Source organism: Ruegeria sp. CDSC051 (assembly GCF_059610665.1).
This window is the reverse complement of record NZ_JBXWOC010000012.1, coordinates 66,930-88,884: the sequence shown is the minus strand read 5'-3', so window position 1 is coordinate 88,884 and position 21,955 is coordinate 66,930. Positions and strand designations below refer to the sequence as shown.

Annotated in this window: 21 protein-coding genes and 1 tRNA gene; 8 read left to right on the top strand and 14 right to left on the bottom strand. The window is 56.9% G+C overall.

The genetic code is table 11. The features are described from left to right. Positions 1–2: 2 nt before the first annotated feature. A complete protein-coding gene (locus tag AC2FH0_RS20105) occupies positions 3–881 on the bottom strand; it encodes a LysR substrate-binding domain-containing protein (protein ID WP_496709940.1) in 879 nt (292 codons plus the stop codon). A 103-nt stretch (positions 882–984) separates the two neighbouring features. Between AC2FH0_RS20105 and AC2FH0_RS20100 the strand changes: the two genes are divergently transcribed. Continuing rightward, positions 985–2,610 carry a GMC family oxidoreductase gene (locus AC2FH0_RS20100; RefSeq protein WP_496790185.1) on the top strand — a complete coding sequence of 542 codons (1,626 nt, stop codon included), beginning with the start codon at positions 985–987 and terminating at the stop codon, positions 2,608–2,610. A gap of 62 nt (positions 2,611–2,672) precedes the next feature. Here AC2FH0_RS20100 and AC2FH0_RS20095 read toward each other — a convergent pair whose 3' ends face one another. Beyond that, positions 2,673–3,182, bottom strand: a complete 510-nt coding sequence (locus tag AC2FH0_RS20095) for a GNAT family N-acetyltransferase (RefSeq protein WP_496709939.1) — start codon at positions 3,180–3,182, stop codon at positions 2,673–2,675. Positions 3,183–3,187: 5 nt separating this feature from the next. Continuing rightward, complete coding sequence (gene ychF, locus AC2FH0_RS20090; protein ID WP_496709938.1) at positions 3,188–4,285, bottom strand: redox-regulated ATPase YchF; 1,098 nt, start codon at positions 4,283–4,285, stop codon at positions 3,188–3,190. A gap of 194 nt (positions 4,286–4,479) precedes the next feature. Between ychF and AC2FH0_RS20085 the strand changes: the two genes are divergently transcribed. From AC2FH0_RS20085 to AC2FH0_RS20055, 7 genes are all read left to right on the top strand, one after another. Then, positions 4,480–4,965, top strand: coding sequence for an acyloxyacyl hydrolase (locus AC2FH0_RS20085; protein ID WP_142639471.1), 486 nt, complete (start codon positions 4,480–4,482; stop codon positions 4,963–4,965). Positions 4,966–5,043: 78 nt separating this feature from the next. Then, positions 5,044–5,835: a tryptophan synthase subunit alpha gene (trpA, locus tag AC2FH0_RS20080; protein WP_496790183.1), complete on the top strand. Its 792-nt coding sequence runs from the start codon at positions 5,044–5,046 to the stop codon at positions 5,833–5,835. Between the two features lie 152 nt (positions 5,836–5,987). Then, positions 5,988–7,154, top strand: a complete 1,167-nt coding sequence (locus tag AC2FH0_RS20075) for an alpha-hydroxy acid oxidase (RefSeq protein ID WP_496707652.1) — start codon at positions 5,988–5,990, stop codon at positions 7,152–7,154. A gap of 242 nt (positions 7,155–7,396) precedes the next feature. Further along, positions 7,397–8,050, top strand: a complete 654-nt coding sequence (locus AC2FH0_RS20070) for a 50S ribosomal protein L25/general stress protein Ctc (protein ID WP_142639464.1) — start codon at positions 7,397–7,399, stop codon at positions 8,048–8,050. A gap of 137 nt (positions 8,051–8,187) precedes the next feature. Continuing rightward, on the top strand, positions 8,188–8,868 hold the full coding sequence (pth, locus tag AC2FH0_RS20065) for an aminoacyl-tRNA hydrolase (protein WP_496703580.1): 681 nt from the start codon (positions 8,188–8,190) through the stop codon (positions 8,866–8,868). Positions 8,869–8,950: 82 nt separating this feature from the next. Further along, entirely contained in the window at positions 8,951–10,114 is a 1,164-nt protein-coding gene (locus AC2FH0_RS20060; protein ID WP_496703561.1) for a serine hydrolase domain-containing protein, read from the top strand. A gap of 9 nt (positions 10,115–10,123) precedes the next feature. Then, entirely contained in the window at positions 10,124–10,498 is a 375-nt protein-coding gene (locus AC2FH0_RS20055) for a DUF2237 family protein (RefSeq protein WP_496709934.1), read from the top strand. A gap of 42 nt (positions 10,499–10,540) precedes the next feature. Here the strand turns inward: AC2FH0_RS20055 and AC2FH0_RS20050 are convergent, their stop codons facing one another. The 11 genes from AC2FH0_RS20050 to aroA all read right to left on the bottom strand — a co-directional run bounded on the left by AC2FH0_RS20050 (position 10,541) and on the right by aroA (position 21,949). Then, positions 10,541–11,686, bottom strand: coding sequence for a slipin family protein (locus AC2FH0_RS20050; protein WP_496709933.1), 1,146 nt, complete (start codon positions 11,684–11,686; stop codon positions 10,541–10,543). A 401-nt stretch (positions 11,687–12,087) separates the two neighbouring features. Next, a tRNA-Asn gene (locus AC2FH0_RS20045) sits at positions 12,088–12,162 on the bottom strand. Between the two features lie 366 nt (positions 12,163–12,528). Continuing rightward, positions 12,529–13,776, bottom strand: coding sequence for a tryptophan synthase subunit beta (gene trpB, locus AC2FH0_RS20040; protein ID WP_496703555.1), 1,248 nt, complete (start codon positions 13,774–13,776; stop codon positions 12,529–12,531). A gap of 92 nt (positions 13,777–13,868) precedes the next feature. Next, entirely contained in the window at positions 13,869–14,519 is a 651-nt protein-coding gene (locus tag AC2FH0_RS20035) for a phosphoribosylanthranilate isomerase (protein ID WP_496703554.1), read from the bottom strand. Between the two features lie 8 nt (positions 14,520–14,527). Continuing rightward, entirely contained in the window at positions 14,528–14,878 is a 351-nt protein-coding gene (locus AC2FH0_RS20030; protein WP_271951622.1) for a lipopolysaccharide assembly protein LapA domain-containing protein, read from the bottom strand. Between the two features lie 6 nt (positions 14,879–14,884). Next, positions 14,885–15,169, bottom strand: a complete 285-nt coding sequence (ihfB, locus tag AC2FH0_RS20025) for an integration host factor subunit beta (protein WP_037310872.1) — start codon at positions 15,167–15,169, stop codon at positions 14,885–14,887. Between the two features lie 270 nt (positions 15,170–15,439). Continuing rightward, positions 15,440–17,116 (bottom strand): 30S ribosomal protein S1, encoded by a 1,677-nt coding sequence (gene rpsA / locus AC2FH0_RS20020; protein ID WP_142639449.1) that lies wholly within the window; start codon positions 17,114–17,116, stop codon positions 15,440–15,442. A gap of 300 nt (positions 17,117–17,416) precedes the next feature. Continuing rightward, entirely contained in the window at positions 17,417–19,102 is a 1,686-nt protein-coding gene (locus AC2FH0_RS20015) for a tryptophan halogenase family protein (RefSeq protein WP_496790181.1), read from the bottom strand. A 254-nt stretch (positions 19,103–19,356) separates the two neighbouring features. Next, a complete protein-coding gene (locus AC2FH0_RS20010; protein WP_271951586.1) occupies positions 19,357–19,872 on the bottom strand; it encodes a hypothetical protein in 516 nt (171 codons plus the stop codon). A gap of 101 nt (positions 19,873–19,973) precedes the next feature. After that, positions 19,974–20,591, bottom strand: a complete 618-nt coding sequence (locus tag AC2FH0_RS20005) for a (d)CMP kinase (protein ID WP_496692948.1) — start codon at positions 20,589–20,591, stop codon at positions 19,974–19,976. Between the two features lie 5 nt (positions 20,592–20,596). Beyond that, positions 20,597–21,949, bottom strand: a complete 1,353-nt coding sequence (gene aroA, locus AC2FH0_RS20000; protein WP_496678948.1) for a 3-phosphoshikimate 1-carboxyvinyltransferase — start codon at positions 21,947–21,949, stop codon at positions 20,597–20,599. Between the last annotated feature and the right edge of the window lie 6 nt (positions 21,950–21,955).

Here is a 21,955-nt window from a genome sequence, read left to right as displayed (position 1 = left end):
CGCTAATAGAGTGACGTCACCCAACTTGCGAAAACCTGTACCTCGATACGGTCTTCAGCGCCTTTGCGTTTAACCAGATAGTGCGAAGGCTGAATGGGTAGACGGTAATCAAAGGGTGCCACCAGCAAACCCTGCTTAATGTACTCATGGGCAAAGCTCTCTAATACCATGGCCGCGCCCTGCCCCGCCGTGACGGCCTGCAAAGCCAAAAGTGACGAATCCATTCGAAGCGTTCTGGAGGGCGCGCCCAAATTGAGCGTGTATTGATCGGACAATCTCATCCAGTCATTCTCGGACCCTTTGATTGTTACGACCCGGCCCTGAGCCAGATTTTGAATGCTCAGATCTGCGCCAAAAGATGCCGCATAATCGGGATGGCAGACCGGCACCGCACATTCATGGCCCAGATGCGAGACGATCCCGTCATCCCAGTCACCATAGCCAAACCGGATATCAATATCGCTTTCTTCCTCTCCAAACCGGTTCGCCCAGACGAAGGTGGAGAGGTCCACTTTGATGTCGGGGTGCAGGTCTTCAAACTCAGCCAGTCTTGGTGCGATTACCAGCCCCGCACATGAGATGGAGGCCCGTATTTTGACCACCCGCCTGCGAGAATTGGTGAAAAGGCCGCTGGTTGCGTCTCTTAACTCGGAGAACGTCTTTTGAACCGGCATCGCATAGGCCCGCCCGATTTCGGTCAGGGCAACCCCGCGCGGCAAGCGTTCGAACAGGGATACGTTTAGATGCTTCTCTAACAACCGTATCTGCTGACTGATGGCGGCTGATGTCAGCCCCAGTTCTTCTGCTGCCGCAGAGAAACTGTTGTGACGCGCGGCAACTTCAAAAGCCCGCAACCAGGTGACATGGGGCAGTTTCGCCATTTCTTACCTTCAATGAAAATTATGCCTAATGGATAATATACATTGTTTGTATTGACAATCATTGCGTGCAAATCATGGGGCCAATTACCCAGAACGGTTCGAGATGACGCAGACCTTCGACTATATCATCGTGGGCGCCGGATCTGCCGGCTGCGTGCTGGCAAACAAGCTGAGCGCGTGTGGCAGCCATAAAGTATTGCTGATAGAAGCCGGTGGAACCGATCGCCGTTTCTGGATCAATGTACCGCTGGGATACGGCAAAACCTTCAACGATCCCAAGGTGAACTGGTGTTACTCTGCCCAGGCTGATCCAGGGTTGAACAACCGTCAGGCCTATTGGCCGCGCGGGCGGGTTATTGGCGGATCAAGCTCGATCAACGCCATGGCATATTTGCGAGGCCTCTCGCATGATTTTGATGACTGGGCCAAGGCAGGCGCAGAGGGTTGGAACTGGGAAACAGTACGCCAGACCTATGAGGCGATCGAGACCCATGTCGAAAGAGGCCAAACACCTTCCTCCGAGGGCGGCCCTCTCGTGGTCAGCGATGTCAGTGAGGGCATGCACCCGTTTTCGCGCCACTTTCTGGAGGCCTCACGGCAGATGGGCTGGCATATTTCTGACAATCTGAACGGTCAGGACGCCGAAGGAATGATGAGGCTGCGCAGTACTGTCAAAAACGGCCGCCGCTGGTCATCAGCAGCCGCGTTCCTGCGCCCTGCCCTGAAACGCAGCAATCTGCGGGTGGTATCCAATGCTCTGGTGCAGAACGTCATTCTGGATCAGGGCAAAGCCACCGGTGTCCGCTATCACGTTGAGGGTCAGGTGGTCACGTCCTTCGCGATCCGTGAAGTCATCCTGTCTGCCGGAGCCGTAAATTCGCCACAGCTCTTGCAGCTTTCGGGGATCGGGCCTGCGAACCTGTTGAAAAGGCACGGCATCAAAGTGCGCCAAAACCTGTCGCAGGTTGGACAGGGATTGCAGGATCATCTTGGCATATCCCAATTCTTTCATGCGACCGAGCCGACATTGAATAATACGCTTGGCAATCGGTTGGGACAGATGTTGTCCGGTATTCGTTATCTGTTGACCCGCAGCGGGCCACTCAGCGTCCCCGTCAACCAGGTCAGCGGCTTTGTGCGTTCGGACGAAACCGCCGAATTTGCTGATATGCAAATCTATTGCAATCCGATGTCCTATAAGACCGACACCAAAGGACAGCCGGGCGTTGATACCGAAGCAGGCTTTCTTCTGTGCGCCCAGCCCTGCAGGCCGACAAGCAGAGGGGAGATCAACATCCGTTCGGCAGATCCCATGGATTCACCCGCCATCCAACCGAACTCTCTCTCCACAAACCATGACTGCGACATGGCTATCAAAGCGGGTCGGGTGTTACAGAAACTGGCGCACACTGAGGCGATCCGCAGTGTTACGCGGACCAGGATAGAACCAGATGTTACGCGGATGAATGACGACCAGATGTTAGAGAATTTCCGCACCAACGCCGGAACTATATTTCATCCAAGCTGTACATGTCGCATGGGGACATCGGAACAGGATTCAGTTCTGGATTCTCGACTGCGGGTGCATGGTGTGGCAGGCCTTAGGGTGGTCGACGCGTCCTCGTTTCCAAGCATAACCTCAGGCAACACCAATGCGCCTGTGATGATGCTGGCCGCGCGCGGCGCGGACCTCATTCTGGAAGATGCCACAAAGCGCATGAACGCTTGAAGCAGAGGGAAAGAAGACCATCTTCCAGAATATTTGGTCTGGAAAGAGGCCTCTTTCCCTGATCAGGAAAAGTGCAACGCATAGACGTTGTTCAAATACTTTTGATCGTCGATCTGAAAGTGGGTCTCTCCAATGAACTCGAAACCCTTGGCCAGATAGAACTTGATGGCCGAGGGGTTCTCAGCATTGGTCATCAGCCAGACCACATCTGCCCCCTGATCCCGGCAATGTTCCAGCGCGGCTGCCAAAAGACGACTTCCGATGCCTTTTCCGTGATGGCGCGGCTGGACGTAGAATGTCGATATCTCCATTCCCCACCACCCGGAAACAGGGGCGCTGCGTGCAGGGGAAACACGGATTGACCCGTCAATCCCCTGGTTATTGTCGGACACCAGAACGAATTCATCCGGGTTTTGAATCTGTTCTAATACTTTGCTTGCCGTGAATTCCGACAAAGCGAAATCTGCAAAAAACCCGCTGACACCATGTTTGAGGTAGGTTCCGATCCAAACCTCAATCGAGATGGCAGCGATGCTGGACGCATCTGACGTTTCTGCAGCACGTAATGCCAAAGCGTTTAGGTATTAAACAAGAAGTGCATCACATCGCCGTCCTTGACAATATAGCCCTTGCCCTCAGCCCGCATCTTGCCTGCCTCTTTGGCGCCCTGCTCTCCGTTTGCCGTGATGTAATCATCATAGGCGATGGTCTCGGCGCGGATGAAACCCTTTTCGAAATCGCCATGGATCACGCCAGCAGCCTGCGGCGCGGCGGTGCCGGTGCGGATGGTCCAGGCGCGGGCCTCTTTCGGGCCGACGGTGAAATAGGTTTCCAGCTTCAGCAGGTCGTAGCCTGCGCGGATCAGACGGTCAAGACCGGGCTCTTCCAGCCCCATTTCCTCGAGGAACATCTGCGCTTCGTCCTCTTCCAGCAGGCTAATCTCTTCTTCGATCTTGGCACTGATAATGACGTGCGAGTTGCCTTGCGCTGCGGCCATTTCAGCCACACGGGCTGAATATTCATTGCCCTCGGCGGCCTCTTCTTCCGAGACGTTGCAGACATAGAGAACCGGTTTGGTGGTCAGCAGTTGCAGCATTTTCCACGCCTTGTCGTCTTCGTCGCTAACTTCGACCAGACGCGCGGGTTTGCCATCTTCCAGCATGGCCTGCGCTTCGGCAAGCAAACGTTCCTGTTGCTGTGCCTCTTTGTCGTTGCCCTTCAGCTTGCGCACCAGATTGGCACGGCGCTTTTCGATGCTTTCCAGATCGGCCAGCATCAGTTCGGTATCAATCGTATCGGCATCCGCCACGGGATCGACGCGGCCATCGACATGGGTCACATCACCATCTTCGAAGCAGCGCAACACATGAGCGATGGCGTCAGTCTCACGGATGTTGGCCAGAAACTGGTTGCCCAACCCCTCGCCCTTTGACGCGCCCTTTACCAGGCCCGCGATATCCACAAACGTCATTCGCGTCGGGATGATCTGCTTTGAACTTGCAATCGCCGCCAGCTTGTCCAGCCGGTCATCGGGCACGGCCACATCACCCACATTGGGTTCAATGGTGCAGAACGGGAAATTCGCCGCCTGAGCAGCCGCTGTCTTGGTCAGCGCATTGAAGAGAGTTGACTTGCCCACATTCGGCAAACCCACGATTCCCATTTTAAAGCCCATCTCGGCCTCCTGAAGCGATACGACGGCGTCTTCTATTCACGTCCGGGCAAATGCGCAACCCAGACGGCGGCAACAGGTCGAGTCCCAGTTGCAACATCACTTATCTGTTAATCAAACGTGTACTTCGAATACTTGATTCTGCCACTGCCACGTCACCAACTGACAGGGAGTTGAGAAAACCAAGAAGTACTGAGATGAAAACACTTTTCTTAATGAGCACTTTGCTGGCCACCACGACCATGGCACACGGGCAGTCCATCGTATTGGGAGCAGGATATGCGGATTTCACCCACACCAGCAGCAATGATCAGGCGGTCGTGTCACTGGAATATCAGCACAGCCCGTTTCACGAAGCCACGCGCCTCAGTGCTGGCTGGGGTGTGGCCCTGACGGTGGATGCAGATGCCGACACGCATATTGGCGCCGGTTTGGTCGGTCTCTATACGATCTCTGATCGGTGGTTCGCAGAGGCCAGCGTGATGCCTGGTTACTACAACGCCTCAAATGATGACAATGATCTCGGCGGAAATTTCCAGATCCGCAGCCTTTTCGGAATTGGATATGCCCTGGAAAACGGAAACAAGCTTTCGCTGGCCATCACCCATAATTCGAACGCGAGCACGGACAGTTTCAATCCCGGCGTCAACTCAGTGTTCATGCGTTATCACTACGGGTTCTGAAGCAATCTGGCGCGGCGGGATTGATTTCCGTGCAAAGTTTCTGCACATCAGGTTCAAATCCGTATGCAAGGACCGCAGATGACCCGTATCGACGCCAAGTTCGCCGCCCTCAAGGCCGAGGGCAAAAAGGCCTTCGTATCCTACATCATGGCCGGTGACCCCGATTTCGACACCTCGCTTGAGATCGTCAGGGGCTTGCCCGGTGCCGGTGTCGACGTGATCGAACTTGGGCTGCCGTTCACCGACCCGATGGCGGATGGTCCGACCATCCAGGCAGCAGGACAACGCGCCCTAGAGGGCGGGATGACCCTGCAACGCACACTGGATCTTGCACGTGCTTTTCGGGAAACGGATGATACAACGCCTATTGTGCTAATGGGGTATTACAATCCCATCTACAGCCGCGGCGTGGAAAGGTTTCTGGCGGACGCTACTGAGGCTGGCATCGACGGCCTGATCATCGTTGACCTGCCCCCCGAAGAAGATGACGAACTTTGTCTGCCTGCACAGGCGGCTGGAATGAATTTTATCCGCCTCGCCACGCCGACAACGGATGACAAACGGCTTCCGCGCGTTCTTCAGAACACTTCGGGATTTGTGTATTACGTCTCGATCACGGGGATCACAGGCGCAGCCGAAGCCCAAGCCACGAATGTAGGCCCCGAGGTCTCTCGGATCAAATCCGCCACGGATTTGCCAGTGATCGTGGGCTTTGGAATCAATACCCCGGAAAAATCGCGGGCAATCGCAACTGTTGCCGATGGCGCTGTGGTCGGCTCGGCCATTGTCAGCCAGATCGCCGCCGGGAAGTCGGTTGGTGAAGTTCTGGATTTTGTCAAATCGCTGGCAGATGGGGCACATTCGGCCTGATCCAACGACCAGTTTCGCAATCTTGACCGCAGTCGGCGCAACCCGGCTGCGGTTTTTCTATTGCACCTAACGTTGCGCACGGAAACGTGGCGTTGCGAGGCTTTCGAAAAATTGGTAAAGAAAAAGGACCAATCTTTCGAAAGCCGCATCTCATGCCCGTCATCACCAATATCCAAGACCTCAAACACATCTATGAACGACGCGTCCCACGCATGTTCTTTGACTATGCCGAAAGCGGCAGCTGGACCGAGCAGACCTTTCGCGATAACAGCTCGGATTTCGAAGATATCCGCCTGCGCCAGCGAGTAGCGGTTGATATGACCGGGCGCACGACGGCGTCGCAGATGATCGGACAGGATGTTACCATGCCTGTTGCCCTTGCCCCCGTTGGTCTGACCGGCATGCAGCACGCGGATGGTGAGATCAAAGCCGCCAAAGCAGCCGAGGCTTTTGGCGTCCCCTTTACCCTGTCCACGATGTCAATCAATTCTATCGAGGAGGTGGCCGAGAACACCACTGCGCCCTTCTGGTTCCAACTCTACACCATGAAGGACCAGGACTATGTCTCTCGACTGATCCAACGCGCCAAGGATGCAAAATGTTCGGCCCTTGTGATCACCCTGGACTTGCAAATACTCGGGCAGCGCCACAAGGACCTAAAGAATGGTCTGTCCGCGCCGCCAAAGCTGACGCCCAAGACCATCGCCAATCTGATGACAAAATGGGCCTGGGGCATCGAAATGTTAGGCGCCAAACGGCGGAACTTCGGCAATATTGTTGGCCATGTTGATAATATCACTGATACAAGATCGCTGGGCACATGGACGGCGGAACAATTCGACCCCAGCCTGGATTGGGGCAAGGTTGAAAAGCTGATGAACCAATGGGGCGGCAAGGTGATCCTCAAAGGTATCCTGGATTCCGAGGATGCCAAGATGGCCGCCAAGCTGGGCGCCGATGCCATCGTGGTTTCAAACCACGGCGGACGCCAGTTGGACGGGGCGCTCAGTTCCATTCGTGTCCTGCCCGAGATTATGGACGCTGTCGGAAACGACATCGAAGTGCATCTGGACAGTGGCATTCGGTCTGGCCAGGACGTTCTGAAAGCACTGGCACTCGGCGCGAAGGGCACCTTTATCGGGCGCGCCTTTGTTTACGGTCTTGGCGCAATGGGCCAGAAAGGCGTGACCACGGCACTTGAGATCATTCAGAAAGAACTTGATACGACCATGGCGCTTTGCGGTGAACGCAATGTGAGCGATCTGGGCCGGCACAATTTGCTTGTCCCGAAAGACTTCGGAGGGAGCTGGACAGATTGATCGCGCGCATGGGGCTCTACCCCAGTCGCCCTTTGGCCGCCTCCCCCGATATATTTAGAGCCAGTTGAAGAAAGGATTCCTTGCTCCATCTGGCCGAAAATACTTCGGAGCGCGAGACGGAGCCTCGTAAAATAGACGAGCTGCAAAAACCCCTTTCCAAACTCAATGAATCAAGCTAAGGACGCGGCTTCACGCGGGTATACAGCCTTGGAGGATACCCGCCCTAACATTGGAGAAATATCATGGCTGGAGAGATTCCTGATCTCGTAGCTCTGGAACGGACGGGGACAGGCAAGGGCGCCGCTCGTCAGGCACGCCGCGACGGCATGGTTCCGGGCATTGTTTTTGGTGGCGACAAAGAGCCGCTGCCGATCCAGATCCCGTTCAACGAACTGTTCAAGCGCCTGAAAGCGGGCCGGTTCAAGTCGACATTGTGGAACCTGAAGGTTGAAGGCCAGGAAGACGTTCGCGTCATCTGCCGCGACGTTCAGCGTGACGTTGTCAAAGACCTGCCGACCCACCTGGACCTGATGCGCCTGCGTCGGACCACCAAGATCGCACTGTTTATTCCGGTTGATTTCATCAACGAGGAAGAGGCCCCCGGCATCAAGAAAGGCGGCGTTCTGACCGTTGTCCGTCCTGAGGTCGAGCTGATGTGTACCGCTGGTGAGATTCCTGAGAAGATCACCGTTGATCTGACCGGTCTGAACATCAACGACGTTGTCACCATCTCGTCGGTCGATCTGCCTGCTGGCACCAAGCCGACCATCGACCGTGACTTTGTGATCGCCAACATCTCGGCCCCAACCGGCCTGGCCACAAGCGATGACGAAGAGGGCGAAGAGGGTGATGTTGCACCCGATGAAGTCGAAGTCGTCGGAAGCGAAGAAGAATAAGGCCGGACCCAAAGTTTCGGTTTTTGTGACGGGGCCCCATTGGGGTCCCGTTTTCTTTTGCCCGTTGGGCTGGAAAATCGGCCCCAATCCGTGCCATCAACCAGTTGCGATATCGCGCTTGAGACAAGGACATGACGATGAAGCTGTTTGTCGGCCTGGGAAATCCCGGATCAAAATATGCTCGAAACCGGCACAATATTGGCTTTATGGCCGTTGACCGGATCGCCGAGGATTGCGGCTTTGGTCCTTGGAAATCCAAATTTCAGGCCGAAATCGCCGAAGGGCGGCTTGGTCAAGAAAAGGTTTTGCTTATCAAGCCTCAGACCTTCATGAACCGGTCCGGTCAATCGGTGGGCGAGGCCATGCGATTTTACAAGTTGGATTCGACCGACGTCACTGTCCTACATGATGAATTGGATCTGGCGCCGGGTAAGGTCCGCGTCAAGGCAGGCGGAGGCCATGCCGGTCATAACGGGCTTCGGTCGATCCACGAACATATCAGCCCAGCCTATGATCGGGTGCGCCTTGGGATCGGTCATCCCGGGCGGAAAGAATTGGTTTCGCCATATGTCTTGGGCGATTTCGCAAAGGCTGACAGCGACTGGTTGGAAGATGTCCTGCGCGGCGTTGCAGATGGCGCAGGGCACCTGGCTAATGGCGATGGCGGTAAGTTCATGAACGCTGTTGCCCAGCGAACGGCACCGCCGCGTTCGTCCAAGTCACCGTCCGAGCACCCAAAACCAACGGCCCAGACCATTACCGAACCCGCCGAGGACAGCAGGTCAGCCATGCAGAAGCTGATGGACAAGTTCAAATAGCGCCCTTTGCCGTTGCCCCTACGTCCGGATTGCGGAATGTTCCCGGGCAGGCTCCAATACCGGCAATCATGGGAGGCGACAAATGAGAGCTTTGTTTAAATGGGTGCTGCGTATCGCGCTGATGCTTGTGCTGGCAGCCGCCGTTGTCGGGTTCTGGAAACGCGAGGAAATTCAACGCTTGATGGCGGTGAACTCATTGTTTTCCCCCGAAAAGATCGTTCACAATTTCTCGCATATGGATGCAGCTTTCAAAACCGTCAACTTGCCGCGCGGGGATGGGGCCACATGGGAATTGCCTTACGGGCCCGGGTTTGACCTGCCAGCAGGCACGGATCAATGGATCGAAGACCGGTCGGTCACATCCTTGCTTGTGATGCAGGGCGGGCAGATCCGGTTTGAGGAATACTATCTGGGCACCACACCAGACGATCGACGCATTTCGTGGTCGGTTGCCAAAAGCTATCTTTCTGCATTGTTCGGCATATTGCTGGACGAAGGCGCAATCGCCTCATTGGACGATCCTGTCGTGCAATACGTACCCAAACTGCAAGGCACGGCCTATGATGGTACGACGATCCGCAACGTGTTGAACATGGCCAGCGGTGTGACCTTCAACGAGGATTATCTGGATTACAATTCTGACATCAACCGGATGGGTCGAGTGGTCGCCTTAGGCCGAGAACTGGACGATTTTGCCGCCTCGCTGCAAGACAGTTTCGCAACACCCGGAGAAACCTGGAAATACGTGTCAATCGACACCCATGTTATCGGTATGGTGGTCCGAGGAGCAACCGGTCGCAGCGTGGCCGAACTGCTTACAGAGCGCATTGTACAGCCGCTTGGGCTGGAGCGGGATGGCTATTACGTGACCGACGGGGCCGGAGTTGCCTTTGTTCTGGGGGGCTTGAATTTCACCACCCGCGACTATGCGCGTTTCGGTCAGATGATCCTGCAAAACGGGGTTCATGATGGGCAGCAACTGGTACCGGCTGAATGGATCGCCGCTTCGGTCCTGCCCAGTGCCCCGACCGCATCGGGCAAGATCGGCTATGGATATCAGTGGTGGATTCCCGTGGGCGCGCATGAGGGCGAGTTCATGGCCCGCGGCGTCTATGGTCAGTATATCTATTTCGACCAGCCGCGCGGGGTTCTGATCGTGTCCACCGGAGCCGATCGCAAGTTTCGAGACCCTGGCGTGAATGAGATCAACATAGAAATGTTCCGCAAGATTGCGCAAAGCCTGTAAGATGCTCTTATGCAGAAACAGGAAGGCATAAATGTTCTGGGGGGCGTGCTCGCCCCTTGCTCCCGCGATCCGCTGACCGGGTTCTTTCGCGATGGCGCCTGCAATACCTGCCCCGAGGATCAGGGCAGCCACACGGTTTGCGCGGTAATGACGGTCGAGTTTCTGGCCTATTCGAAATATGTCGGCAATGACCTCAGCACGCCGCGCCCCGAGTTTAATTTTCCAGGGCTGCGTGCCGGTGACAGCTGGTGTTTATGTGCGGGTCGCTTCCTGCAAGCCCACGACGAAGGATGCGCGCCCAAGGTTCATCTTGAGGCGACACATCAACGGGCGCTGGACATCGTGCCTCTGCGCATTCTCAACCAACACGCGGTTCAGGACTAGGCAGACCGGCCCGGGATCACCCGGACCGGCCCTTATTCGGGATCAATCCCGCAATTTCACAAGGTCAGACATCAGACCCTCGGTTCCGTTATGAACCGTCAGCCGCTCGACCTTGCCGGCGATGGTTTCCAGCGCTTCCAGCTCTTTCAGTCGCAGCATCACCGGGTTTTCCGCCATCACTTTCGCGGTGTTCAGCAAAGACCGCGTGGCGTTGGTTTCTTCCCTCCGCCGGATGACGTTGGCCTCGGCCTGTTTCTCGGCAGCGACTACGGCGGTCAGGATTTCGCGCATCTCGCCGGGCAGGATGACGTCTTTCAACGCGATCTCACCCACTTCGATGCCGATCCCGGCCATTTGTGTCCGCACCCGATCCGCAGCCTCGGTGTCAACGCCCACCTTCTCGGCAAGTAGCCGGTCAAGCGTCATCGACCCAAGGGTCTTCCGGAACGCCAGTTGCAGGGCCCGGTGCAGGGCCTGATCAAAATCCTTCACCGCCCCCATCGCCTTGACCGGATCGACGACCCGGTAATCGGCGCTGAGGTTGACCCGGATGGTCACCCGGTCCTTGGTCAGAATCTCTTGACCCGTTACCTCATGGGTTCGTTGCCGCAGGTCGATCTGCTTGACCTCGACGTTCCGGCCCACCTTCCAGAAGGCATGGGCGCCGGGGTTCAGCCGATCCACCAGCACGCCATCCACCGTCAGCAAACCGACATGCCCTTCGGCAATCTCGACCCGCGTCAGGTGCATCTGCAGCCCCACCCGAACCAGCCGCTGCGCGACCGCTTTGTGCACAACCATGGACTCGGTCAGCGCGTGTTGCTCAACGGCCCAGGGGCCGGCATCCTTCCAAACTAGCGCCCGTACTTCGGGAATCAGCACTCGAGCGGGCACGCCATCCCGAAGCAGAACCAGAACCTCGTTGGGCCCTGCCCGAAACTCGGTCAGGTGCGCCTCGGCCAGTTCGGGCCGGTTCTGCATCAGCGCCCGCTCATAGGGCGACACGAAAAAGAGAGCCTCCAGATCGTGCAGCTCGGTCAGCACATCCCTGCGTGGCAGCCGGTGTTTCCCGGGGCCGAGGATGGTGTCAATTACTCCCTTGCGCAAAACCAGCATCCGCTGGGTCTCGGTCAGGGTCAGCCGTTGATGACCGGTCAGCCGGTCGATCAGATCTTGGAATAGTGTCATTTCATTTCTCCTTTTCGTCTCGCTCTATCGTCGTCGCAAAAGCGAACTCCTTTTCATGTTTTCAGTGGGTTGCACCCCGATTGGGTGACAGTTGTGAAGCCTTCGGATAAAGGCTGTGAAAGACCGGGCATCCCCCGCGCCGTGCCCTTTTGCGAGAGGGTCAGAGAGAGGGGCGCGGGACCAATGCGCCGCCTGTTCCCAAGGGATCAAGCGGGGCGCCAATCCGGCGACACCGTCATCTGCCCTCCGGCCCAAGACCAGAGCAGCGAAGACCCCTGCCCCGCCCGGCCAAAGCCTGACGTAGCGCGGTGCCACCCCTGCTGGGGAACACCCGGACCTTAATGATTTGGACCGTTTTCACGGACCGGCGTTGAAGGCCGGTGCTGACCTAACAGCGTTTGTTCAAATGGCGGGACTCGAACCCGCTACACATCGATTAACAGTCGATTGCTCTAACCAGAATGAGCTACATTTGGAGCTTTGGAAGGAGTCGAACCTCCGCTCACAGATTTGCCATCTGCCGCTCTTCCACCTGAGCTACAAAGCATGTACCAATCCCCGGTTTCGGCCCTGGCATACGGTTTCGGCAGCGCCGTCCGCACCGAGAGAGTGATCACCTCTGCTCGCTAGGGTCCGGCCCGTTTTGACCGGTAACGGCGGGTTTAGGCGAAGGGGCAGGATTCGCTCAATGATATTCTAAGAGGTGGAAATGCACCTGTGGCGGGTGCGCAACAAAATTACCCAGCTGCGCAACATTCGAAAAGCCGCAGGCTGGAAACCAAAGCTGCACACCGTTCAAAGGCACACAGCTTTTGTCAGAAATTTCAAATTTTACCGCCTGGTCAATCGGCGCTGCGACCTTCGGTATCCGACATGTCGAAGTTCAGATATTTCGCCACGGTCTGAACATCCTTGTCACCACGTCCACACATATTCATGCAGATCAGGTGATCCTTGGGCAGATCCGGCGCGATCTTCATCACATGAGCCAGCGCATGGCTAGGTTCAAGCGCCGGGATGATGCCTTCGGTTGCACAGCAAAGCTGGAACGCCTCAAGCGCCTCTTTGTCGGTGATCGACACATATTGCGCGCGGCCGATATCATTCAGCCATGAATGTTCAGGGCCAATGCCCGGGTAATCCAGACCAGCCGAGATCGAGTATCCTTCGAGGATTTGCCCGTCATCATCCTGCAGCAGATAGGTGCGGTTGCCATGCAGAACACCGGGGCGGCCGCCGGTCAGCGAGGCGCAATGTTCCATCTTGTCGTTCACGCCCTTACCACCGGCTTCGACACCGATGATGTTGACGGATTTATTATCCAGGAACGGATAGAACAGACCCATTGCGTTCGATCCACCACCGATGGCGGCGATGAGCGTGTCGGGTAAACGGCCCTCGGCCTTGTGCATCTGTTCCTTTGCTTCCTTGCCGATGATCGACTGAAAGTCGCGCACCATCGCCGGATACGGGTGCGGGCCAGCAACTGTACCGATGCAATAAAACGTATCGCGCACGTTGGTCACCCAGTCACGTAACGCATCGTTCATCGCGTCTTTCAATGTGCCACGACCTGACGTCACAGGGATCACTTCGGCCCCCAGCAGGCGCATGCGGAACACGTTCGGGGCCTGTCGCTGCACATCATGCGCGCCCATATAGACCACGCATTTCAAACCGAACTTGGCGCAAACGGTGGCTGTGGCCACGCCATGCTGTCCGGCGCCGGTCTCGGCAATGATCCGGGTCTTGCCCATGCGCCGCGCCAGAATGATCTGGCCCAATACGTTATTGATCTTGTGCGCGCCGGTGTGGTTCAGCTCATCGCGCTTCAGATAGATTTTGGCGCCACCCAGATGCTCGGTCAGGCGTTCGGCATAATATAATGGCGAGGGGCGTCCCACATAGTTGGCCCACAGATCGTCCATCTCGGCCCAAAATGTGGCATCGTCCTTGGCCTTTTCATATTCCTCTTCCAGCGCCAGGATCAGCGGCATCAGCGTTTCGCTGACAAAACGCCCGCCGAAAATGCCGAAACGGCCCTGCTCGTCTGGGCCGGACATGAAGGAATTGAAAAGATCGTTGGCCATGGGTGTCTCCATCGTCGTACCCGTTGTTCATAGGAGGTAGCGGCGGGATTTGCCATGGCAAAACGCACATGGGAATCCTTAGATGTGATACCTCAGCCGGCCCGAATTGCAGCGTCTACAAACGCACGAACCATCGCGGCATCCTTGATGCCCGGTGCACTTTCCACGCCCGAGGCGACATCGACCTGACGCGCGCCCGTCATACGGATGGCCTCGGCCACATTGCCGGGGTTCAACCCACCGGCCAGCATCCAGGGCTTGCGCCAGTATTTGCGCCCAGCCAGCAAACGCCAGTCAAACGCCAGCCCGTTTCCACCCGGCAGAACCGAGCTCTTTGGCGCCTTGGCATCTATCAGCAACTGATCGGCAACATCGCAATAAGTATCAATGTCGGCCAGGTCTTCGGCATCTGCAACACCAACCACCTTGATAACAGGCAACCCATAGCGCGCCTTGATTTCCTGCACCCGCTCGACAGATTCTGAGCCATGCAGCTGCAACATGTCAAAAGGGGCGACTGCGGTGATACTGTCCAACAACTCATCCGTGGCGTTCACAACCAAGGCGACCTTTGCAACCCCAACGGGGACATGCTCGAACAAAGCTGCTGCCTGTTGAGGCGAAACATATCGAGGCGATTTCGGAAAGAAGTTGAAACCAAGATACCGTGCACCCGCATCAGCTGCTGCGCGCACGTGATCTGGTGCAGTCAGGCCGCAGATTTTAACCGCTACATCCGACATTCCGGGCCTCAGCTGGCCTCATCCAACAGGGCGAGAACTTCGTCCTGTCCTTCGTTCTGCGCTTTCTTGAGCTTCTTGACCTCACGCTCAAGCTTGCGCACTTCACCTTTGCTGGCGGTAGCATCGCGGCGGTGCTTGTGCTCGCGCAGCCATTCCCAAAGAAAGCCAATGACCAGGCCAGCGACGATGCCACCCAGAACCACCACGAACAGCGGCAACGAGGCGCTGAAATTGAAGCCAAGCAAATCGGCTATAGCCGAGGGAATAAGCGTCAGCTCAACCGCTTCGCGGTTGGCCAGAGAGACTGAAATCAAGACGATCCCGAGGACCGCGAGAAAAGCATATCGAAGGTAGCGCATCATGGCCTAGGCTTTACCGTTCAACCGGTCCCTTAGCAACTTGCCAGTTTTGAAAAACGGAACACATTTTTCTTCGACCTGCACAGTTTCGCCGGTGCGCGGGTTACGACCCACACGGGCATCGCGCTGTTTCACTGAAAACGCCCCGAAGCCTCTCAGTTCAACCCGATCCCCTCGCGCCATCGCATCCGTTACTTCTTCGAACACGGTATTCACGATTCGCTCGACGTCACGCTGATAAAGATGCGGGTTCTCGTCGGCGATTTTCTGAATCAGTTCTGAACGGATCATGTGCGTTACCCTCCCAGGCGACCGGTTAACCATGCCTATTATTCTGAACAGTATAGGAAAAAACTGGGTTCGGGGGAACGTAAACTCTGCGGGCAAAGGCTGAAAATTACAGTTAAGTAACGCGAATTTTTGCCAGTTCATGTAATTTGCCCGACAAATGCATGAACCTAAGCCTCAATTAGCCTGAAAATGCGAACATGTTGATTCGCAACAAAAACGGCCCCGCGCTTTCACGCGGGGCCGGAAATTCGGCTTGACTGAGGCTCGGACTTAGTCGCCCGACTTCAGCGCTGCACCCAGGATATCGCCCAGCGATGCGCCCGAGTCGGAAGAACCGTACTGTTCCACGGCCTCTTTCTCTTCGGCGATCTCACGTGCCTTGATCGACAGACCCAGACGACGGGTCTTGCTGTCGACATTGGTGACGCGGACGTCGACCTTGTTACCGACCGAGAAACGCTCGGGGCGCTGTTCGGCACGGTCACGGCTCAGGTCGGAACGACGGATGAACGACTTCATACCTTCGTACTCTACCTCGATGCCGCCATCTTCGATCGCGGTGACCTCAACGGTGATGATCGAGCCACGCTTCACGCCGCCCACGGCTTCGGCGAACTTGTCACCGCCCAGGGCTTTGATCGACAGCGAGATACGCTCTTTCTCGACATCCACTTCAGACACAACGGCCTGTACCACGTCGTTCTTGTGGTAGTTCTGGATGGCATCCTCGCCACGCTCGTCCCAGGACAGATCGCTGAGGTGAACCATGCCGTCGATGTCGCCTTCGAGGCCAATGAACAGACCGAATTCGGTGATGTTCTTGACTTCGCCTTCGACTTCGGTGCCCTCGGGGTGTGTTTCTGCAAACACTTCCCACGGGTTGCGCTGAGTCTGCTTCAGGCCCAGAGACACGCGACGCTTGGCGCCATCGATTTCCAGAACCATGACGTCGACTTCCTGGCTCGTCGAAACGATCTTGCCGGGGTGGACGTTTTTCTTGGTCCAGGACATCTCGGACACATGCACCAGACCTTCGACACCGGCTTCCAGCTCGACGAACGCGCCGTAGTCGGTGATGTTGGTGACGCGACCCTGATGAACCGAGCTCAGCGGATACTTGGCTGCAACCAGATCCCACGGATCTTCCTGCAGCTGCTTCATGCCCAGGCTGATGCGGTGGGTCTCTTTGTTGATCTTGATGACCTGAACGTTGATGGTCTCGCCGATCGTCAGGATCTCGGACGGGTGGTTCACACGGCGCCATGCCATGTCGGTGACGTGCAGCAGGCCGTCAACGCCGCCCAGGTCAACAAACGCACCGTATTCGGTGATGTTCTTGACCACGCCTTCTACGGTCTGACCTTCGGTCAGGTTGCCGATAACCTCGGCGCGCTGTTCGGCACGCGATTCTTCCAGGATTGCGCGGCGCGAAACAACGATGTTGCCACGGCGACGGTCCATTTTCAGAATCTGGAACGGCTGCTTCAGACCCATCAGAGGGCCAGCGTCGCGTACGGGGCGCACGTCAACCTGCGAGCCGGGCAGGAACGCAACTGCACCACCCAGATCGACGGTGAAGCCACCTTTGACACGACCAAAGATTGCACCTTCGACGCGCTGGTCGTCGGCATATGCTTTTTCCAGACGGTCCCATGCCTCTTCACGGCGGGCCATCTCACGTGAGATGACAGCTTCGCCACGGGCGTTTTCTGCGGCGCGCAGGTAAACTTCAACCTCGTCACCAACAGTGATTTCAGGGGCTTCGCCAGGATTTGCGAATTCTTTCAGATCAACGCGGCCTTCCATTTTGTAGCCGACGTCGATGATGGCTTGGCCGGCTTCGATCGCCAGAACCTTACCTTTGACAACAGAACCCTCTTCGGGCGTGTCCATTTCGAAGCTTTCATTAAGGAGGGCTTCGAATTCCTCCATGGTTGTATCAGCCATCTGGCAGTGTTTTCCTTTACATAACGTTTTTGCTGGCCGAGCGGTTGTCTCCGCCGGTCTTAGTGGATTGGTCAGACGACCTGACATATACCGCAAAACAAAGAGGGCCGGTTGGTCCGACCCTGCTCGTCTCATTGTTTTATGGCTCAAATCGCCTTGTCGACGCGCGCTCTATAACGGGTTCGCACAGGCGCTGCAAGTTTTACCGTGCATATCACAAAATAACACGCAAACCCCAGCCTTGCATGGCTGAGGTCGGGGCGATTTGTATTCTTCTTCAGCTCCGAAAGGACAGAGCGCCTAAAACAGTTGCAGATCTTTTGAGCCGCTTTGGATTTCGGCAAAATTCGGCATGTTCTGGACCGCCAAAGGTACCGGGGCCGCGCCCGGCATCGCGACTGTTGGCTTCGCTGCTGTGGCCTTTCCAAAGGCAGGGCGCTCTAGCTCGCCCCGGATATCGCGCAGCAGGGTTTTGTGATCAGGCATTGATCTGAGTATCTGCGCAAGATCCACTTTCGCGCCTTTCCACCACTGGAACCAGATCGGTTTCTTCAACGGCCGCAAGCGATCGCGGATGCCGGTACCATAGCCCGTATCATAGACCTGCTTACCCAAAAGAACCGTTTGATAGACGCGGAAATCGAAAAGCGTTGCAAACTCGATATCTCGTTCCAAAGGCAGGCGGTGCTGCCACAGCTCAAGGTTCTCGGCCAGCCGATCCGGTATCTTCATTTCGGTCCGCGCGTCGATCCAATATTGATCATCCGTGCGGTTGCCCAAGCGGTAGTGCAGACAAATGAAATCCAGAACCTCGTCATAGAGCTTGTCCATTTGCTTGTTATATCTCGCCCGCAGCGACGGTTCGATGTCCCGCGTAGGCAGATGCTCGGCGAACCAGCGCACCGCATGATCAATCATGTGGATCGCTGTACTTTCCAGCGGTTCGATGAACCCTCCGGCCAGTCCGATCGCCACGCAATTCTTGACCCAGGCATTGCGCACACGTCCGATACGCATCGGGATCACGCGCGGCGTCGCACCTTTGCCGCTGTCGCCCAGCCATTCGAGGTATTCATCCGCCGCCTGTTCATCCGTGCGATGCGCAGATGAGTAGACATAGCCCGTGCCCACACGGTTAAAGAGTGGCACCCTCCAGGTCCACCCCGCACCAAGTGCGGTGGAGCGCGTGACGCTTTCGATTTTTTCTGGATCCGGGTGCTCGATCTGCAACGCCATGGCGCGGTCGTTGGGCAGATAGTCAGAATAATCCATGAAAGGCTCGCCCAGCGCCTTGTTGATAATCAAGCCGCGAAACCCGGTGCAATCCACGACCATCTCAATGTCATGGCGGCCTTTCTTTTCCAGCATCAGATGGCTGACATTGCCCTGCTCATCCAGCTCGACCGATTTCACCTCGTCCTGGATGTGCTCAACGCCGCGCTTGGTGCAAACTCTGGTCAACATGCCTGCAAACTTCACAGCATCCAGATGATAGGCATAGCCGAACCGCTGCTCGAACTCTGGCTGACCCAGTGGCCGCCCACCTTTGCACAGGCGCGCCAGGTCATCATGGGGCGAGATGGACTGCGTGAAATCCCTATCGCCATTGCCAAAGCGCAGGAAGTATTCCGCGGGCTCTAACCCCTCTAACAACTGGCCATGCGCAAAAGGGTTCACGTAATCAATACGATTTCCCTTGGCGTCCTTGTTCCAATTACAAAACTTCACGCCCAGCTTGAACGAGGCATTGGTCTCACGGAAGAAATCCCGCTCTGAAATGCCGGCCTGGCGCAGCGTGACCGGCATCCGTGGAACCGTGGCCTCGCCGACGCCCACAGTCGAAATATTGGGGCTTTCGATCAGGCAGATACGCGGGCGATCCTTTGGTGCTGACGTGCGTGAAAACACCATTTCCAGGATCAGCGCGGTCATCCAACCTGCCGTGCCGCCACCCACAATGGTGATCTTGCGCAAACGATTATTCATATTTTCTGTCCCTGTTGGTTTTGGGGTTTTTTAGCCGCCTGCCCTTTTTGATTTTGGGGCTTGTAAAGCAGCTTTCCCTTTTTGCCTGAGAGAAACTATAACAGCTTTCCTGCATCCAGCTAGGCACTATGACGGCCGAACCTGCATACATGTCGGGTCATCAGACCCGGCAACACAGGCCGCTCGCCACTACGCGACTTTCTTTAGGATGGTGGATGCTGCGAGAAAGGATATGCGCAAGTACCGGCCCTGCGTCAGATATCCTCGCCTTTTTTCAGAAGCTCTTCGATCAGAGCGCGCTGAAGATCATTGCTATCGCCGCCGCCAAATTCCGCAACTCCGCTGGAATACAAGGTGCCGTAGGTGTTGGCGATGTTCACCGTCTGGGCCAGCCCCGAGATCAACTGATCCCTTTCCAGCCGCGACAAGGGGTGGATGAACGCAGCCCACAAGGTGCCATTGGCAATCGCATATCGCGCATCCAGGGTACTGTCGAAATTCGCCTGCATCATCCGTTGCATGTCCTGAGCACTCAGATCTTCGACACTTTGGATCGACACCATGGCCCGCATCCGGTCCGCATTGACGTCGGTAATCACCAGAACGGGAACCTCCGCGATGGTAAGCTGAAAGCCTGGCCCAAGAGGCTCTGTCTCGGGGTCAAGCGCAAACAATATCTTGCCCAAACGCTCGTAGGTCATTGGCGGTTCCGCCTCTTGCGCTGAAAGCGCACTAGCGAGAAAGGTAAAAATCAAAATCAGGCGGAACATCAATCACCTCCGGCAGATGTCGATACAAAGGTAATCGACGCCTCGGGCGCTGGCCAAACAAAGCTTAGTGAACAAAGTTGTGTTTGCTCTGGCAAACGGCCCTAGGGCAGAACTGGTTCGATGACCTCAATCGCGCGGGCAAGAGCCGCGTCGATGCTCAGGTCCGAGGTATCCAGTATGACCGCATCCTCAGCTGGCTTCATAGGTGCCGTGCTGCGTTCGGCATCCCGAGCGTCCCGCTCTCGCACATCGGCCAACACCTGTGCGCGTGTAACCTTATGGCCCTTGGCGTCCAGTTCCAGAAACCGTCTCTCAGCGCGCACTTCGGCGCTGGCGGTGACAAACAGTTTCACCTCGGCCCGCGGGCAAATAACGGTTCCGATGTCACGACCGTCCAACACCGCACCTCCCGCTCGGCGCGCAAAGGCGCGCTGAAAATCGACCAATGCAGCCCGCACCTCGGGGATAACTGCAACTTTCGAGGCCGCTTGCGCGATTTCAGCCGTGCGCAGATCACCCTGATCCAGGTCCTCGGCAGTCAGCGTTTGCGCGGCACTAACCGGGTCGGCACCTTCCAGCGTTCTGCGGCCAACCGCACGGTAAAGCAGGCCGGTATCGAGATGCGCAAACCCGAAATGGGCGGCAACGGCATTGGAAATCGTGCCCTTCCCCGCTGCTGCCGGGCCATCGATTGCTATGGTGAAACTGGCAACTGCCATCGCATTTACCGGTTGTTTCGCTGCAGCCGCGCACCAAGGCCAGCCATCAACGGTTCGAAGATCGGGAAAGACGTTGCGATCGGGCCGCCATCGTCGACTCCGACCGGATTTTTCGCCCCCATACCCATAACCATAAAGGACATCGCGATCCGGTGATCCAGAAAGCTCTCACAGGTGCCGCCGCCGGGAACATTGCCAATTCCCAAACCATCCACAGACCACCAATCATCGCCCTCATCGACGGTGACGCCATTAACGCGCAGGCCGCGGGCCATCGCATCAATACGGTCGCTTTCCTTGACGCGCAGCTCTTTCACGCCGCCCATCATCGTGGTGCCAGTGGCATTTGCCGCGACCACAGACAGAACAGGGTATTCGTCAATCATCGACGCCGCCCGTTCCGGAGGAACCGAGATTCCCTTCATATCGGGCGAATAACGCGCGCGCAGATCCGCAACCGGTTCGCCGCCCTCTTCACGTTCATTCTCATAAGTCAGATCAGCACCCATCTCACGCAGAGTGGTAAACAGACCCGCGCGGGTCGGGTTCAGACCGATGCCCGGAACCAGAACGTCAGACCCGGGCGTGATCAGCGCCGCACAGACCGGGAAGGCCGCGCTCGAGGGATCGCGGGGGACCGCGATGACCTGCGGTTTCAACTCGGGTCGCCCGGTCAGGGTGATAACGCGCCCCTCATCGGTATCCTCGACCGTGATTTCGGCCCCAAAGCCTGCCAGCATCCGCTCGGAATGGTCGCGGGTCGCTTCGGCCTCAATCACCACGGTTTTGCCCGGAGCATTCAGCCCCGCCAGCAAAACGGCAGATTTCACCTGCGCGGAGGGAACGGGAACCACGTACCGTACCGGAACAGGCTCTGCCGCGCCCACAATCGTCATCGGCAGGCGCCCACCGGAGCGGCCCACCGATTGCGTGCCAAACAGCGCCAAAGGATCGGTCACCCGCGCCATAGGGCGCTTGTTCAGGCTGGCATCGCCAGTGAATGTCGCCGAAATCGGACAGGTCGCCATCGCGCCCATGATCAACCGAACGCCGGTGCCCGAGTTGCCACAGTCGATGACCTGATCAGGTTCGGCAAAACCGCCGACGCCCACACCATGGACCGACCATTCGCCGCCTCCGTGATCCGTCACCTCAGCCCCAAAGGCACGCATCGCCTTTGCGGTGTCCAGAACGTCCTCACCCTCCAACAGACCGGTGATCCGGGTTTCACCCACGGCCATCGCGCCCAGGATCAGCGATCGGTGCGAGATCGACTTGTCACCAGGCACCTCGGCCGTTCCGGTCAGCGGACCGCAAGGGTGCGAGGTCATCGGGATGGGCGTGCCGTGTCCGGACATGGGGGC

What these genes read in the sequence shown, in the direction of transcription:
- AC2FH0_RS20105 (WP_496709940.1), bottom strand. Translation starts at nt 881, where the DNA reads ATGGCGAAACTGCCCCATGTCACCTGGTTGCGGGCTTTTGAAGTTGCC.
- AC2FH0_RS20070 (WP_142639464.1), top strand. Translation starts at nt 7,397, where the DNA reads ATGGCTGGAGAGATTCCTGATCTCGTAGCTCTGGAACGGACGGGGACA.
- rpsA (WP_142639449.1), bottom strand. Translation starts at nt 17,116, where the DNA reads ATGGCTGATACAACCATGGAGGAATTCGAAGCCCTCCTTAATGAAAGC.
- AC2FH0_RS20030 (WP_271951622.1), bottom strand. Translation starts at nt 14,878, where the DNA reads ATGCGCTACCTTCGATATGCTTTTCTCGCGGTCCTCGGGATCGTCTTG.
- AC2FH0_RS20015 (WP_496790181.1), bottom strand. Translation starts at nt 19,102, where the DNA reads ATGAATAATCGTTTGCGCAAGATCACCATTGTGGGTGGCGGCACGGCA.
- trpA (WP_496790183.1), top strand. Translation starts at nt 5,044, where the DNA reads ATGACCCGTATCGACGCCAAGTTCGCCGCCCTCAAGGCCGAGGGCAAA.
- AC2FH0_RS20055 (WP_496709934.1), top strand. Translation starts at nt 10,124, where the DNA reads ATGCAGAAACAGGAAGGCATAAATGTTCTGGGGGGCGTGCTCGCCCCT.
- pth (WP_496703580.1), top strand. Translation starts at nt 8,188, where the DNA reads ATGAAGCTGTTTGTCGGCCTGGGAAATCCCGGATCAAAATATGCTCGA.
- AC2FH0_RS20005 (WP_496692948.1), bottom strand. Translation starts at nt 20,591, where the DNA reads ATGGCAGTTGCCAGTTTCACCATAGCAATCGATGGCCCGGCAGCAGCG.
- trpB (WP_496703555.1), bottom strand. Translation starts at nt 13,776, where the DNA reads ATGGCCAACGATCTTTTCAATTCCTTCATGTCCGGCCCAGACGAGCAG.
- AC2FH0_RS20010 (WP_271951586.1), bottom strand. Translation starts at nt 19,872, where the DNA reads ATGTTCCGCCTGATTTTGATTTTTACCTTTCTCGCTAGTGCGCTTTCA.
- AC2FH0_RS20035 (WP_496703554.1), bottom strand. Translation starts at nt 14,519, where the DNA reads ATGTCGGATGTAGCGGTTAAAATCTGCGGCCTGACTGCACCAGATCAC.
- aroA (WP_496678948.1), bottom strand. Translation starts at nt 21,949, where the DNA reads ATGTCCGGACACGGCACGCCCATCCCGATGACCTCGCACCCTTGCGGT.
- AC2FH0_RS20085 (WP_142639471.1), top strand. Translation starts at nt 4,480, where the DNA reads ATGAAAACACTTTTCTTAATGAGCACTTTGCTGGCCACCACGACCATG.
- AC2FH0_RS20050 (WP_496709933.1), bottom strand. Translation starts at nt 11,686, where the DNA reads ATGACACTATTCCAAGATCTGATCGACCGGCTGACCGGTCATCAACGG.
- AC2FH0_RS20060 (WP_496703561.1), top strand. Translation starts at nt 8,951, where the DNA reads ATGAGAGCTTTGTTTAAATGGGTGCTGCGTATCGCGCTGATGCTTGTG.
- AC2FH0_RS20075 (WP_496707652.1), top strand. Translation starts at nt 5,988, where the DNA reads ATGCCCGTCATCACCAATATCCAAGACCTCAAACACATCTATGAACGA.
- ychF (WP_496709938.1), bottom strand. Translation starts at nt 4,285, where the DNA reads ATGGGCTTTAAAATGGGAATCGTGGGTTTGCCGAATGTGGGCAAGTCA.
- AC2FH0_RS20100 (WP_496790185.1), top strand. Translation starts at nt 985, where the DNA reads ATGACGCAGACCTTCGACTATATCATCGTGGGCGCCGGATCTGCCGGC.
- ihfB (WP_037310872.1), bottom strand. Translation starts at nt 15,169, where the DNA reads ATGATCCGTTCAGAACTGATTCAGAAAATCGCCGACGAGAACCCGCAT.